This window comes from Kitasatospora sp. NPDC059747 (assembly GCF_042732955.1).
In the GTDB taxonomy this organism is placed as follows: Bacteria; Actinomycetota; Actinomycetes; order Streptomycetales; family Streptomycetaceae; genus Kitasatospora.
The window spans coordinates 1-13,355 of the sequence record NZ_JBHWGV010000125.1; the positions used below are offsets into that span (position 1 = coordinate 1).

Genomic DNA, 13,355 nt, shown 5'->3' on the forward strand with positions numbered 1-13,355 from the left:
AAACCCCCCCCTCCCCGCCCGGCCCCACCCCCCCCGGCGCCCGGGCGCTCGCCCCCCCCCCCGGGCCGCGCCCCGGGGCCTTCCCCCGCCCCCGGCGCCCCGGGGCCGGGCCGGTCACGGGTGGCGCAGCGCCTCGGTGAGGTGGTTCGCCGCCTCGATGACGGCCTGGGACAGGCGCGCGCCCGGGTGCCGGGTGAGCCGTTCGATCGGGCCGGAGACGGTGACCGCGGCCACCACCCGGTTGGACGGCCCGCGCACCGGCGCCGACACGGACGCGACCCCGAGCTCGCGCTCGCCGATGGACTGCGCCCAGCCCCGCCGCCGTACGCCGCTGAGGGCCGTGGCCGTGAAGCGCGCCCCCTGGAGCCCCCGGTGGAGGCGCTCCGGCTCCTCCCAGGCGAGCAGGATCTGGGCGGCGGCGCCGACCTTCATGGGGAGCGTGACCCCCACCGGCACCGTGTCGCGCAGACCGGAGAGCCGCTCCGCGACGGCCACGCAGATCCGGACCTCGCCCTGACGGCGGTACAGCTGGGCGCTCTCGCCGGTGACGTCGCGCAGGTGCACGAGCACCGACCCGGCGGCGGCCAGCAGCCGGTCCTCCCCCGCCGCCGCCGACAGCTCGGCGAGCCGGGGGCCGAGGACGAACCGGCCCTGCAGGTCCCTGGTCACCAGCCGGTGGTGTTCCAGCGCGACGGCCAGCCGGTGGGCGGTGGGGCGTGCCAGGCCGGTGGCGGCGGCGAGTCCGGCCAGGGTGATGGGGCCGGACTCCAGGGTGGCGAGGATCGCGGTGGCCTTGTCGAGCACGCCGACGCCGCTCGTGAGCTCCATGGATGGGTACTCCAGTCTCGAATCCGCGGCCGACGGGTGGGTTCGGCACGCGGGGGCTCCCCGCGGGGAGCGCGGGGGTGGTCAGCGAGAACGGGCCGGAGAAGTCGGCCGGATGCCTGCGCCGGGCACGAGACGGGTACGCGGAAGGGCCGGGGCGGGAAGCGCCCGGGCGAAGGACAGCACAGAGAGCACCGTGTCTCCTCATCTTTCCCGCGCCACGTTGGCGACAGGCCGGAGTTGGCACTGATCCCGGACGGCACGGCGCGTACTTCGGACGCCGGGTCGAACGGGGAGTTGCCGGGGCTTCGTAGGGCCGGTCCCTCCACCCCTCTGGATGATTCGCGAGGAACGATACAAGACTCCCCGCCCCGCCCGCCAAACTCCCCCCTCCTCCTTCGTGGGAGCACGGCTCCCGCCGGGCCCGGTCGGCGGGGCTCTGGCATGATCACCGGCCATGACCGACCTCGCGTTCGACGCCCTGCTCTGCGACCTGGACGGCGTCATCCGCTTCTACGACGGCGACGAGGTGACGCGGCTCGAACGGGCCGCCGGCCTCGCCCCGGGCACGACGACGGAGATCGCGTTCGCCCCCGAGCGCGACCTCCCGCTGCTGCTCGGGCGGATCACCCGCGCGCAGTGGGCCGCGTCCATCGCCGAGGCCCTGGCCGCCCACGCCCCCGCCCCGCAGGCCGCCGAACTCGGCCGGCTGGTGGCGCCCGTCCTGGGCGAGGGTGGCACGGCCGCCCCGTAGGGCGTCGGCCTGACCATTCGTCACATCCTGTTCCGCTCAAGGAAGATCACCGAAACCTCCGTTCCGAATCGGGGCGCTCGCGTCGCGGATCCGGACATCTGTCACGGTTTCGAAGCGGCAGTGCCACGACTTCGCATATCCCTCACCGAGCCGCGACCGGAGCTCTACCGTTTTACCGACGGTCCCCTTCTCGACCGTCCCCGAGCGGAGGGCGAGCACATGAACGGTCGCCAGGGTCCGGTCGTGCGGTCGGGGGTGGTCGCCGTGGCGCTGTGCGCAGCCGCGGCCTGCTCCTCCGGCACGAGCCAGGCCCACGACGGCGTGCAGGACCTCGTGACCGGCACCGGGTTCGACACCGGGCAGCAGCGGATCACCGGGGCCTCGACCACGTTCCCGGTCGGCCAGACCGCCTACGTGGCCTTCATCACCGACGCGGGCGGCGCGGGCGGGACGGTACAACTCGACCTGGTCCGCGGCGGGCAGTCCGAACCCGAGGCACGCAGCCTGCCGGTCACGGTCGCCCAGGGCCGGCACGTCTACACCAAGCGGATCGACCTCGCCATCGCGGGGAGCGTCCAGGTCCAGGCGCTCTACAACGGCGTGGTGGTCAAGTCCCTCTCCCTGAAGGTCGGGTGAGGACCATGACGATCCGACCGGTGCGCGGCGCGGCGCCGCTCCTCGTGACCGTCGCGCTCCTCACCCCCCTCGTCGGCTGCGGCAGCTCCGGCCATGCGGCCGCCCCTCCGCCGAAGTGCGACACCTCCTACGTCTACACCAACGTCAAGGACGGCGGCACGGCGCTGGAGGTCGTCGACGCCCAGATGTCGCAGAACCAGACCGGCTCGACGGAGACCTGGTCGGTGAGCACCACCCGCGAACAGACCCTCTCCATCCAGGAGTCGGAGAGCACGACGGTCAAGGCCCACGTCGCCGTGGCGGGCACCGCGCTCGTCACCGGCGCCTCGGCCTTCGTCCCCGCGGCCGAGGGGCAGGCGAACGCCGTCTTCGACTACGAGCACCGGACCGACTCGTCCGTCTCCCGCACCTCGTCCAAGTCCACCAACACCAAGGTCGCCATCCAGGTGCCGCCCGGCACCACCGCCTACGCCCTGTACGGGGTCGTCATGAAGTGGACGACGGGCACCGTGCGGACCGGCGCCTGCGGCGGAAGCACCGGCGGCGGCGAGACGAAGACCTTCATCCTGCCCGAGGCCTACACGTGGTGCAGCTGGTTCGTCGGGCCCGATTCCTTCACCGACGGCAACCAGAGCCCGTGCGAAGTGGTGCCCGGGCAAGGACCGCAGAGCGTCAACTGAACACCACCAGAGAAGGGTTCGGACCCGTGCAGCCCGTCAAGATCAGCGTCCAGTCCGGAGCGCTCGCCGCCATCGGCGTGATCGCGTTCATCGACAGCTTCCTCCCGTGGTACACCGTCTCCGAGAAGTCGGGCGCCACGGGCCTCCTCACCCAGTACGCGGCGAGCGGCAACGCCTGGGACGTGGGCGCCGGCGCCTGGATCCCGATGGTCGCCCTCGTGGCCGTCGGCATCATGGCCGCCCTCCCCGCCATCGGCCGCGGCCTGCCCGCCCGCCAGGGCCACGCCACCAATCTCGTGCTCGCGCTGATCGCCACCGTGATCGTCCTGCTGCGCTGGCTCACCTACCCGTCGATCCCCGTCGGCCAGTCCGCCTTCATCGACGCCGGCGCCGACGTCGGCACCTACCTCGGTGTCCTCCTCGGCCTCGCCGCCACCGGCGCCGCCTACCTCGGCTTCACCGCCAACGGGGGGACCCTGGACAGCTTCACCAAGATCTTCCGCACCCCGCCCGCATAGGCGGTCCTCTCGCAGGCAGGCCGGGGAGTCCTCGACTCCCCGGCCTTTGCGCACACCCGGGTCAGGCCGCGATCGCGCGGGCCGCCCGTCGGGTCTTGATGTCGCGGTAGCAGTACGCCGCGATGGTCAGGACGAACACGGTGAAGTAGGGCCACGTCTCCGAGAGGGCCAAGTGGCGGCCCCAGGTCTGGCTCACGAACACTGCGATCTGTCCGATGACGCCTGTCGCGGCCACGCGCCCCGTCACACGCGTCAGACCGGTGGAGCGCGCTTTGAGTACTGCCGTGTAAATCCAGGTGATCAGAACGGACGAAAGCCCGATTCCCATCCTGAAGGCCGTGAAGAGCAAGAACACCCAGAGGCACACCGAGAGGACTGCCTGCCCCAGGATGATCGACCACGCCGCGACGTCATAGCGGTCCAGCGCCTGCGTCGATCCGGTGTCCGGCCGTGGACGGGGGCTGCTCTCTCTGCGGGTGGGGGCCGGAGGCGGGAGCGGGGCCGTCGCTGCCGTGGAGGGGCGTCGGTCGGTCCGTCCTCCCGAGGGTGCGGGGCTTCCGGCAGGATCGGAGGTGTCGTCGACGTGCCGTAGCGCCAGGGAGAGCTCGGTGGCACTCGCGTACCGCCGGTCGGGGTCCTTCTCCAGCAGCCTCAGCACGAGGTCGTCCCACGCCGAGGGAACCCCCGTGGACACCGAGCTGGGTGCGGCCGGCTCCTGGGTGAGATGTGCCGTGAGGTGTCCCACGGCGTCGGGGGCCTGGAAGGGGAGGCGGCCGGTGATCATCTCGAAGAGGAGGCAGCCGAGGGCGTACAGGTCGCTGCGCGGTTCCGGGTAGCCGCGTGCCTGCTCGGGCGCCATGTAGGGGGGTGTGCCCACGATGAACCCGGTCTGGGTGAGCCGGTCCCCGGTCGCGTAGGGGTCGGCCGCCCTCGCGATGCCGAAGTCGAGGACCTTCACCGTGCCCGACGGCGTGATGAGGACGTTGGACGGCTTGATGTCCCGGTGCGTGACTCCGGCCGCGTGCGCCGCGGCGAGCGCGTCCGAGATCAGCGCGCCCCATCGGGCCGCGTCGGCGAGGGCGACGGCGCCTCGGCGCAGCATCGTGTCCAGGCCCTCGCCCCGCACCAGCTCCATCACCAGGAACGGGGCCCGTTCGCTCCCCTCGCCGGTCTCACCGAGGTCGTGGATGGTCACGATGTTCGGGTCCTGCAGTCGGGCGGTGATGCGTGCCTCGCGCAGGAATCGGGCGCGGGCCTCGTCCCCGCGGCTTCCGTCACCCGCGAGCAGGGAGATCACCTTGACCGCGACGCTGCGGCCCAGCGTCTCGTCCAGCGCCTCCCACACCTGCCCCATGCCGCCCTCGCCGAGCTGCCGCACCAGCCGGTAGCGGCCCCCCAGGAGCTGGTCCCGCATCATCATGCCCCGCCCGCTTCGTCCGCCTCGCCGTCGAGGACCGTCCGACCCTCCGCCGACTCGCCCGTGCTCCCCGGCTACCGGCCCTTGGCCCTGCATCATGCCGTACACGCCGGATTGGCGCGGGCGAACGGCCGAAGATCGACCACTTGGGGGCGAGTGATCGACACCGGAGGGGGTGGGCGGCCTCCGGCGGATCCGCCCTGCGGCGGGAGGGGCCTTCCTGCCTATGGCGTGCCGACGGTCCAGTGGACACGTGGCGGGTGGTCTCCGGTCGAAGGGCGGCACAGGCGGCGTTCCAGGTCGGCGAGGTGCCAGGCCGGTCTCGACCGCAGGCGGGACGCGACGGCCGACACCGCTCCAGGGGTGTACCCGCAGGCTCGGAGGATCCGCCCGGCGGCCTCGGGCTCGGCGGCGACCCGGCCGGCGCCCACCACTCTGGTCAGGAGCAGCAGCGCCTCCTCCTCGGTGAAGGCGCCCAGTCGGTGCGGTTCGGCGCCCTCCAGGCCGGTCATGGTGTGCTGGCCGGTGATCAGCACCAGGCACGTCGGGGAGGCCGGCAGGAGCTCGCGGACCTGGGCGGTGGTGGCGGCGTCGTCCAGCACGACGACCGCCCGCTTGCCGTGCATCCGCTCGCGGAACAGGGCGGCGCGCTCGGCCGGTCCGGTCGGGACGTGCTTCGCGGGGACCTCCAACTGCCGCAGGAACATGCCGAGTACGGCGGCCGGATCGGCCGGTGGGTGCTCGGGGTCGCTGCCGCGCAGGTTGACGTACAGCTGGACGTCGGCGCACCGGCCGTCGCGGACGAGGCGGTGTGCGGCGTGCAGGGCGAGTTGGGTCTTCCCGATCCCGGCCGGGCCCTCGATCGTCGATACCACGGCTGCCGCTCTGCCGAAGTGACGTACGAGCGACGCTAGTTCGCACTCGCGACCGGTGAACGTGGCGAGATCGGCGGGCAGTTGCCGCAGGACGCCGACCGGTCCGCCGGCCCGCGCGTCGGAGTGCACCCGCGTGCAGGCCGCCCGCCAGCGGGCCGCGTCGGCCTCCCCCGCGCCGAGTGCCCGGACGACGGCCAGGACGAGGTCCTGGTCGAGCCGGCGGCGGTCCGGCTTGAAGACGTCGGCGACGGTGCTGTGGGAGACGGGCTGCGGCGGGCGCAGCAGCGGCCCGACCCGCTTGGCCAGCGTCCGGAGGGACGGCCCGCCCGCCCAGAGCCGCAGCCGTTCCAACGCCCGGATGAACTCGGCCAGATCGGCGGCGCCGGCCGGATCCGGCGCGCCCGTCCGCTCCTCCCGCATCACGGGGCGAGTGTAGGCGCCCGGTCCGACATCCGGGAGCGGGTGGGACCTGAGTTGGCCTTCATCGGGCCTCCCCGTGGCGACCGGTCGGATCGTGCCCGGTCGCCGGGTCCGCCGCCTCGGGCCGCAGGAGACCGTCGATCCGCGCCGCCACCGCGAGCAGGTCCCGGTCGGCCGTCCGCCGCCCGATGAGCTGGACGCCGACGGGGGCGGAGCCGGTGACCGGGAGCGGGACCGTCAGTGAGGGCAGGCCCGCAGTGGCCGCCGGCGAGGTGTTGCGGATCAGGGTGGGGAACGTCGGCACGTCACGGCCGTTGAGGGGCAGGGACTCCTCGTACCGGTGCAGCGGCCGGGCGCACACCGGTACGGTCGGGCTCAGGAGCGCGTCCAGGCCGTGGGCGGTGACGAGTTCGTCGTACGCGGCCTGCATCGCCTGCCGCTCCGCAAGCGCGCCGCGCAGGACGGCGGGGCCCGGGTACCCGGGGGCGGTGGGCAGTGCGGTGGCCTTGAGCGTCTCCGCGATGACCGGGTCGGCGACCGCGTCGAGCACGTCGGCGGGTGTGAGCCCGGTGCGGTGCCCGTCGAGGTAGCGGCCGAGCGCGGCGCCGAACTCGCCGAAGACGAGCGGGAACCCGACCCGGGAGTCGTACGCGACCAGGTGTGCCGTGTCCACCGGGACCCACTCCACCCCCGCCGCCGTCAGGCGGTCGACGGCCGCCTCCCAGGCGCTGCGGACCGGGCCCTCCAGGTCCTCGGTGAACACGTGCCGCGGCAGGCCGAACCGGAGCGGGCGGCCCGGGTCCCGCGGGATTCCGCTCTCCCCGGTGACGAGGGTGTCCAGCGCGATGAGCCGGTCCAGGCTGCGGGCCAGCAGCCCGGGGGTGTCCCGGGTGGTGGACAGCGGCGTGACACCCGCCGAGGGGTAGCGCCCGGCACTGGGGCGCAGGCCGTAGATGCCGTTGAGCGCCGCCGGGATGGTGACGGAACCGCCGGTGTCCGTGCCGAGCCCGGCCTCGGCGACCCCCGCGGCCACCGCGGCCGCCGTCCCGCCGCTGCTGCCGCCCGCGAACAGGGCCGGGTCGGTGGCGTTGCCGACGGCGCCGAAGGTGTGGTTGCACGAGGTGGCCCCCAGGGAGAGCTCGTGCATGTTCGTCTTGCCCAGGACGATCGCCCCCGCGGCACGCAGCGCCGCGACGACGGGCGCGTCGGCTCCGGGGACGAAGCCGGCGAGCGCGGGTGTACCCGCGGTGTTGGGCAGGCCGGCGACGTGGATGTTGTCCTTGACGACCAGGCACCAGGGCTCCCGGCTCCCGTGCGCGTCATGGCGGGCCGCCTCCGCGAGCGCCTTCCCGGCGTCCAGGGTGACGAACGCGTTGAGGTGCCCGACGGCGGCGGCCCGGCCGAGCGCGGCGGACACGACCTCGTGCGCGCGGCGCCGGCCCGCGGCTCCCGGTTCGGCCATGGGGTCGTCTCCTTCGTGCTCGCACGTGTCGAAGGCCGTGCTACCCGCTCAGGCCGTGGTCATGCCGTGACCACCCGGTGGCTCAGCACGCTCCACGGGAGGCCGTGCCCACTCCCGCCCGGCGCGAGCCACGGCACCGCTTGGTCCGCGCTCATGCGCCGTGCGGCGGGGTGAGGAGCTCGTCCACCCGGTCGGTACGGACTCCGGGCGGCGTGTCGCGGTCGACGTCGAGGAAGCGGCGGTTGGCCTGGTGCCACTGGTGCGAGCCGGCGATCCAGTCCCGCACGGCCCGGCAGTAGCGTTCCGCTCCTTCCCGCGTCCCACCGGCCTGTTCGGCGACGGCGACGAGCGCGCGGCAGGCCTGTTCGACGTCGTCGGTGCGCCGAGCGGTCAGCGCAACGGCCCGGCGGGCGGCTTCGCTCCAGTAGCTGAACGGCCCCTGGGCTGGCATCGGGTTCACTTCCTCGTTGGTCGTCATCGACGTAGCAGCCGGTCGGACGCGGCAGCGGCCGGCCCACCACCTGCACCCGTCACTCCGTAAGCCGTACCACGGCGCGCACCGGTGCATGCGGGGAGCGCTGACCCAACTCGGCCGAAGGATTGGGATGATGGAGAGATGGAGCCGAATCAACTGGTGCAGCAGCAGGACGAACTCCAGGTCGAGGCGGACGAGGTGAACAAGGATCTGGGGCTGGACGAGCTGCTCGGGCGGCTCGGGGATCCGGTGCGGGTGGGGAGTGCGGCGCTGGGGCTGATGGTGCGCCGGGACCTGGACGTCACGGTGGTGTGCCCCCGGCTCGACGCGGGTGTGCACGAGGCGGTGGCCGGGATCGGGGCGCGGCTGGCGATGCACGAGCGGGTGCGGCAGGTGCGGTTCCGCAATGACACCGGCGCCTGGAACACCGATCCCGGCTACCCGGACGGGCTGTACCTCGGACTGGACTACCGGTCGCCGCGGGGCCACAAGTGGTCCCTGGACATCTGGTTCGTCGACGAGCCCGAGCGCCAGCCGGACCTGGCGCACCTGCGGACGCTGCCGCAGCGGCTCACCGCCGAGGCCCGGGAGGCGATCCTGCTGATCAAGCACGCGTGGGCGGAGAGCCCCGAGTACGGCCGGAGCGTGCGCAGCTGGGACGTCTACCGGTCGGTGCTGGACGACGGGGTGCGCACGGTGGCCGGGTTCGATCAGTGGCGGGCGGGCGGCCCGTCGGCGTCGGTGGTGCAGAGTTCGCAGTCCTGGACCGACGCTCCGTCGCCCTCCCATGGGCCAGGATGGGAAGCGTGAGCCTCTACGTCGTTCTCGCCGGTGACCACGTCCGGCTCCAGGAGTCCGCTTTCGCGCCTGCCGGCACCGCTCCCGGGGGTGTCATCCCCGCGACGGCCTTGCGGGACGCCGATCCGACGGCCGTCCCGCCGGAGATCCGGACGCTCTCCGGGGACACGGTCTTCGTCTCGGCCGTGCAGCGTGGGGAGTTGGAGCGCTTCTGCGCCGCCAACGGGGTTCCCCTACGTGTCAGGCCCGACGTCTGGGGCGACCTCCTCGAGTACTTCCTCGATACGGGGTTCACCCCCGGGGCCCGGGCGGCCACTCAGGCACGTCTGAGCCTGGTCGGCCTGGGCGAGGGCGAGGTGGCCGGCATCAGGCACGAGGTCGCCCCGCTCATGCACGCCTACAACGGCCTCCACCAGGACTGGTACCACCTCGGCCTCGCCGACCTCCTGGACGCCGCCACCGCCGACCGGACTCCCGGACACCTGCGCATCCCACCCGCCGAACGAGCCGCCTTCTGCGCCTGGGCCATGGGGATCGCAGACCTCGGGCACGCTCAACGCGGCTGACGGCCGTCGAACAGCCGGCTCGCCAGCGCCTCCTCCCCGGCCGGGGTCAGGCGCAGGGCGCGGGTGTTGGCGGCCAGGGTGATCCAGCCGGCGGTGGTGAAGGCGTCCAGGAGGTCGGCGCCGAGGCGGCCGGCCAGGTGGTGCCGCTGCTCGGTCCAGTCCACGCAGAAGCGCAGCAGCGGACGGCGCCGGTCGTCGGCGAGGTGGCTCTCCGGCACGCCGAGGCCGGTCAGCACCGGTACGGCGGCCGGGCCGAGCCGGTACGGGTGTTCCGCGTCCGCGGGCCCGTCCTGCGGCCCGCCTGCGGGGACGAGTGCGCCGCTGTCCAGCAGTGCCTCGGTGACGGCGACGCCGAACCGCCCGGCGGCGTGGTCGAAGCACACGCGTGCCCGCCGCAGCGCCTCGGCGCGGTTGCCGGCGCGGAGCGTGCGGGCCACGGGCTGGGCCGGGGCGAGGGCGGCCAGGCCCTCCATGAGTTCGGCGATCCGGCGGTCGGCGAGCTCGTAGTAGCGGTGGCGCCCCGCCTGGCGGACGGTGATCAGCCCGGCCGCGGTGAGCCGGTTGAGCTGGGCGCTGGCGGCCTGGGCCGTGACGCCCGCGTGCTCCGCCAGCGCGCCCGCGGGCAGGCTGCGGCCGCCGGCGAGCGCCATCAGGATGCGGGCGCGGGTGCCGTTGGCGAACAGGCCCGCCACGCGGGCGATGTCGGGTTCGCCGGTGCGCGCGGGGGAGGTCATGCGGTCATTGTGCCCCCGGCACGCTTCCACGGGCGTGGAAGCGGTTCGCTGCGATCGTCGGGGCATGAATCGGAGAGTCCTGGCCGTGCCGCTCGCTCCCCCGACGCCCGTCCGCGTACGGCGACGCGTGCTCGCCGCGACCGGAGCCGCCTACGTCGTCGTCCTGCTGGACGCGTCGATCGTGAACGTCGCGCTGCCGGGCGTCTCCGGCAGTCTCGGCGTCGGCGTCGACGGGTTGCAGTGGGTGGTGAACGCCTACACGCTCGCCTTCGCCGCCCTGCTCCTGACCGGCGGCACTCTCGCAGACCGTTGGGGTGCCCAACAGGCCTACGTGGCGGGCCTGTTGCTGTTCACCGCCGCGTCCGCCGGCTGCGGCCTGGCAGGCGGCTTCCCCGCACTGGCCGCCGGGCGGGCGGTGCAGGGCGCGGGCGCGGCCGTCCTCGTCCCGGCCGCGCTCAAGCTGATCGACCAGGCCCATCCGGAGCCCGGACCGCGGGCCCGGGCGATCGGGGTCTGGATGTCGCTCGGCGCCGTCGCGATGGCCGCGGGGCCGCTGGTCGGCGGCGGCCTGATCTCCTGGCTCGGCTGGCGCAGCGTCTTCTTCGTCAACCTGCCGATCGGCCTCGCCGGGGTGTGGCTGGCGCGGAGCGTCACGGGGAGGGCCGTAGAGCCCGTGCCACAACGCCTGGACGTGGCCGGGCAGGTGGCCGCCGCCGTCGCGCTCGGTCTGCCGATCGCCGCCCTCATCCAGGGCCGGGACTGGAGCGCGGTGGCGGTCCTGGCCGTCCTGGCGGTGTCCGCCGCAGCAGCCGTGGCGTTCGTCGTCGCGGAGGTCCGCAGCCCGCACCCGATGCTCCCGCTGTCGCTGTTCCGCAGCCGCGTCTTCGCGGGCTCGGCCGTCGTCTCCGCGGCCTCGGCGCTGGTCTTCTACGGCCTGCTGTTCGTCTGCGGCCTCTACTTCCAGCAGGTGCGCGGCTATTCGCCCCTCCGGGCCGGGCTGGCGCTGCTGCCGCTCACCGCGACCGTCGCGGTCGGAGGCTTCGGCTCCGCCCGGGTGGCGCGGCTGCTCGGCCCGCGCTGGTCCATGTGCGCGGCCTTCGGTGCCTACGCGGCCGGGGCACTGACCCTGCTCGCTGCCTCCCCCACCTCGCCCTACTGGCACGCGGCGGCACCGATGGTGGCGATCGGGCTGGCCGGCGGCTTCATCTCCCCGGCCGCCACCGCCCCCGCCCTCAGCACCGTCGACAAGGCCCGCACGGGCATCGCCGCGGCCGCACTCAACACCGCCCGCCAAACCGGATCCGCCCTCGGCGTCGCCGCCTTCGGCAGCCTGATCACGACCGCCCGCCCCTTCACCGGCGGCCTGCACGCCGTCCTCTACGTGATCGCCGCCGTCTCCGTCGCCGCGGCGGCCGTGTGGGCGGCCGCCTGGCGGCCGACGGCCCGAGCGGGCCGCGGGCTCAGAACCAGTGCAGCACAGCCGAGTTGTCCGTCCAGCGCCGGTTCACCTGGTCGTACTGCTCCTTCAGGGCGCCGCGGCCACTCGCGCACGCTTTGAAGGCGGCCGCCACGGCGGCGGGCAGGGCGGTCGAGGCCGTCCGGGACGGGCACGCGCAGCCGCAGGTGCCGCGACGCTCCGGCGTATCGACGGGAGCCGGGCCGCCACGACGTGTGTCCTGCCCAGGCGACGTGCGGAGTCGCGAAGAGCGCCGTCAGACGAAGAACGCGTTCATGCCCGGCACGTCCGAGACGTAGGTCTCGATCGCGCCGATCCGCTCCCCGCGCAGGAAGCACACCGTGGCCAGGTGCTCGTCGAGCACTCGCCCGTCGCGCTCGGCGGTGTTGTGCAGGGACAGGGCGAGGTTGTCGCGGCTGAGCAGGGTGTGCCGGAAGTCGAAGTGCACGCCGTACGAGGCGATCAGCCGGATCCGCTCGATCACGGCGGCGGCGCCGCGGACGGTGCCGGAGACGGTGTTGTCGCCGGGCAGCGTCCACACGACGTCGCCGGTGAGCAGCGAGCGGATCAGGTCCCAGTCGGCCGTGGTGAGGCCGAGGCGGAAGCGGTCGGCGAGGGCGAGGCGCTGGTCGGCGCCGAGGGCGGTCGGGTCGGACATGGTGGTGAACCTCCGTCGCGGGGCGGGCTGTTGGTGGCGAGCCTCGCCGAGGGCCGCGGGGAACGGAAATGCCGTCCGCGACGACGGACCATGCGCCGCGCGCATAATGGCCGGATGATCGCGGAAGAGCTGCGCTGGTTCCTGGCCGTCGCCGAGACCGAGCACGTCACCGATGCGGCCGCGCTCGTCGGCACCACCCAGCCGACGCTCTCCCGCGCGATCGTCCGGCTCGAACGGCGCCTCGGCACGCCCCTGTTCGACCGCGACCGCAACCGGCTGCGGCTCAACCAGGCGGGCCGGGTGTACCGGCGGCACGCCCAGCGCGCGCTCGACGAGCTGGAGTCGGCACAGGACCGGATCTCGGCGCTGCTCCCGGCGCCGGCCGAACCGCTGCGCCTGGCCTGTGCGCACTCGTTGGGCGCCTGGCTGCTGCCGGAGCTCCTCACGGCCTACCGGAAGCACGCGCCCGGCCACGCCGTCGACGTGCGCGAGGGCTCGGCGGCCGGCGTGCTCGACCTGCTGGCCGGCGGCGCGGTCGACCTCGCGGTCACGAGTCCGCAGCCGTCCCTGCCCGGGTACGGCTGGCTGCCGCTCGCCGAGGAGCGGCTGGTGCTCGCCGTCCCGCCCGGGCACCCGCTGGCCGGACGCACCGGGGTGGGCCTGTCCGAGCTGACCGACGGGCGCTTCGTGATCATGCGCCAGGACATCGGGCTGCGCGAGGTCACCTGCGCCGTCTTCCACCGGTCCGGATTGACGGCGCCCGTCGCGGCGGAGGCGGACACCGTCGCCGGGATCCTGGACCTGGTCGCCGCCGGTCAGGGGACGGCCCTCGTCCCGGCCCGGGCCGCGACCGGCCACCCGGGGGTCGAAGCGGTCCCGCTCACCGCCGCCGATGCCTACCGCTCCGTCGGCCTCACGTGGCGGCGCGGCCGCCCGCTGCCGCCGGACGCGCGCACGTTCCGCGTCCTCGCCGGGGGGGGGGGGGGGGGCCCCGGCCGGCCGGGCGTCACCTACCGGGGCCCCGCGAGACCCGTCCCGGTCGAGCCGCAACACTCGGGTTGCTCCCACTGGCCCGGGATTC

General features: G+C 74.3%; 15 protein-coding genes and 1 riboswitch. Of the genes, 8 read left to right on the top strand and 7 right to left on the bottom strand.

From position 1 onward, the window contains the following. Positions 1 to 114: 114 nt before the first annotated feature. On the bottom strand, positions 115 to 828 hold the full coding sequence (locus tag ACFV4G_RS36115; RefSeq protein WP_380446426.1) for an IclR family transcriptional regulator: 714 nt from the start codon (positions 826 to 828) through the stop codon (positions 115 to 117). 198 nt (positions 829 to 1,026) lie between these two features. Further along, a riboswitch (SAM riboswitch) is annotated at positions 1,027 to 1,169 on the bottom strand. Positions 1,170 to 1,282: 113 nt separating this feature from the next. Between ACFV4G_RS36115 and ACFV4G_RS36120 the strand changes: the two genes are divergently transcribed. The 4 genes from ACFV4G_RS36120 (at position 1,283) to ACFV4G_RS36135 (ending at position 3,413) form a co-directional block, all read left to right on the top strand. Then, entirely contained in the window at positions 1,283 to 1,579 is a 297-nt protein-coding gene (locus ACFV4G_RS36120) for a hypothetical protein (protein ID WP_380446427.1), read from the top strand. Positions 1,580 to 1,798: 219 nt separating this feature from the next. Then, complete coding sequence (locus ACFV4G_RS36125) at positions 1,799 to 2,215, top strand: hypothetical protein (RefSeq protein WP_380446428.1); 417 nt, start codon at positions 1,799 to 1,801, stop codon at positions 2,213 to 2,215. 5 nt (positions 2,216 to 2,220) lie between these two features. Next, positions 2,221 to 2,895: a hypothetical protein gene (locus ACFV4G_RS36130; protein WP_380446429.1), complete on the top strand. Its 675-nt coding sequence runs from the start codon at positions 2,221 to 2,223 to the stop codon at positions 2,893 to 2,895. Between the two features lie 26 nt (positions 2,896 to 2,921). Then, entirely contained in the window at positions 2,922 to 3,413 is a 492-nt protein-coding gene (locus ACFV4G_RS36135) for a hypothetical protein (protein WP_380446430.1), read from the top strand. 61 nt (positions 3,414 to 3,474) lie between these two features. Here ACFV4G_RS36135 and ACFV4G_RS36140 read toward each other — a convergent pair whose 3' ends face one another. The 4 genes from ACFV4G_RS36140 to ACFV4G_RS36155 all read right to left on the bottom strand — a co-directional run bounded on the left by ACFV4G_RS36140 (position 3,475) and on the right by ACFV4G_RS36155 (position 8,038). After that, positions 3,475 to 4,833 (bottom strand): serine/threonine-protein kinase, encoded by a 1,359-nt coding sequence (locus ACFV4G_RS36140; RefSeq protein WP_380446431.1) that lies wholly within the window; start codon positions 4,831 to 4,833, stop codon positions 3,475 to 3,477. A 221-nt stretch (positions 4,834 to 5,054) separates the two neighbouring features. Continuing rightward, on the bottom strand, positions 5,055 to 6,125 hold the full coding sequence (locus ACFV4G_RS36145; protein ID WP_380446451.1) for an NB-ARC domain-containing protein: 1,071 nt from the start codon (positions 6,123 to 6,125) through the stop codon (positions 5,055 to 5,057). Between the two features lie 61 nt (positions 6,126 to 6,186). Further along, positions 6,187 to 7,587, bottom strand: coding sequence for an amidase family protein (locus tag ACFV4G_RS36150; protein ID WP_380446432.1), 1,401 nt, complete (start codon positions 7,585 to 7,587; stop codon positions 6,187 to 6,189). Between the two features lie 151 nt (positions 7,588 to 7,738). Then, on the bottom strand, positions 7,739 to 8,038 hold the full coding sequence (locus ACFV4G_RS36155; protein WP_380446433.1) for a hypothetical protein: 300 nt from the start codon (positions 8,036 to 8,038) through the stop codon (positions 7,739 to 7,741). A 165-nt stretch (positions 8,039 to 8,203) separates the two neighbouring features. Here ACFV4G_RS36155 and ACFV4G_RS36160 point away from each other — a divergent pair, with 165 nt between their 5' ends. Beyond that, positions 8,204 to 8,872 (top strand): hypothetical protein, encoded by a 669-nt coding sequence (locus tag ACFV4G_RS36160; RefSeq protein ID WP_380446434.1) that lies wholly within the window; start codon positions 8,204 to 8,206, stop codon positions 8,870 to 8,872. Next, a complete protein-coding gene (locus ACFV4G_RS36165; RefSeq protein WP_380446435.1) occupies positions 8,869 to 9,426 on the top strand; it encodes a hypothetical protein in 558 nt (185 codons plus the stop codon). The genes ACFV4G_RS36160 and ACFV4G_RS36165 overlap by 4 nt, the downstream gene beginning before the upstream one ends. On the opposite strand, the gene ACFV4G_RS36170 is transcribed toward ACFV4G_RS36165, so the two are convergent. Beyond that, positions 9,414 to 10,160 carry an ArsR/SmtB family transcription factor gene (locus ACFV4G_RS36170; protein ID WP_380446436.1) on the bottom strand — a complete coding sequence of 249 codons (747 nt, stop codon included), beginning with the start codon at positions 10,158 to 10,160 and terminating at the stop codon, positions 9,414 to 9,416. The two genes, ACFV4G_RS36165 and ACFV4G_RS36170, sit on opposite strands and share 13 nt — an antisense overlap. A gap of 64 nt (positions 10,161 to 10,224) precedes the next feature. Between ACFV4G_RS36170 and ACFV4G_RS36175 the strand changes: the two genes are divergently transcribed. Next, positions 10,225 to 11,718, top strand: coding sequence for an MFS transporter (locus ACFV4G_RS36175; RefSeq protein WP_380446437.1), 1,494 nt, complete (start codon positions 10,225 to 10,227; stop codon positions 11,716 to 11,718). A gap of 154 nt (positions 11,719 to 11,872) precedes the next feature. Here ACFV4G_RS36175 and ACFV4G_RS36180 read toward each other — a convergent pair whose 3' ends face one another. After that, positions 11,873 to 12,274 carry a nuclear transport factor 2 family protein gene (locus ACFV4G_RS36180; protein WP_380446438.1) on the bottom strand — a complete coding sequence of 134 codons (402 nt, stop codon included), beginning with the start codon at positions 12,272 to 12,274 and terminating at the stop codon, positions 11,873 to 11,875. 114 nt (positions 12,275 to 12,388) lie between these two features. Between ACFV4G_RS36180 and ACFV4G_RS36185 the strand changes: the two genes are divergently transcribed. Beyond that, on the top strand, positions 12,389 to 13,355 hold a 967-nt coding region (locus tag ACFV4G_RS36185; RefSeq protein WP_380446439.1), incomplete at its 3' end, for a LysR family transcriptional regulator.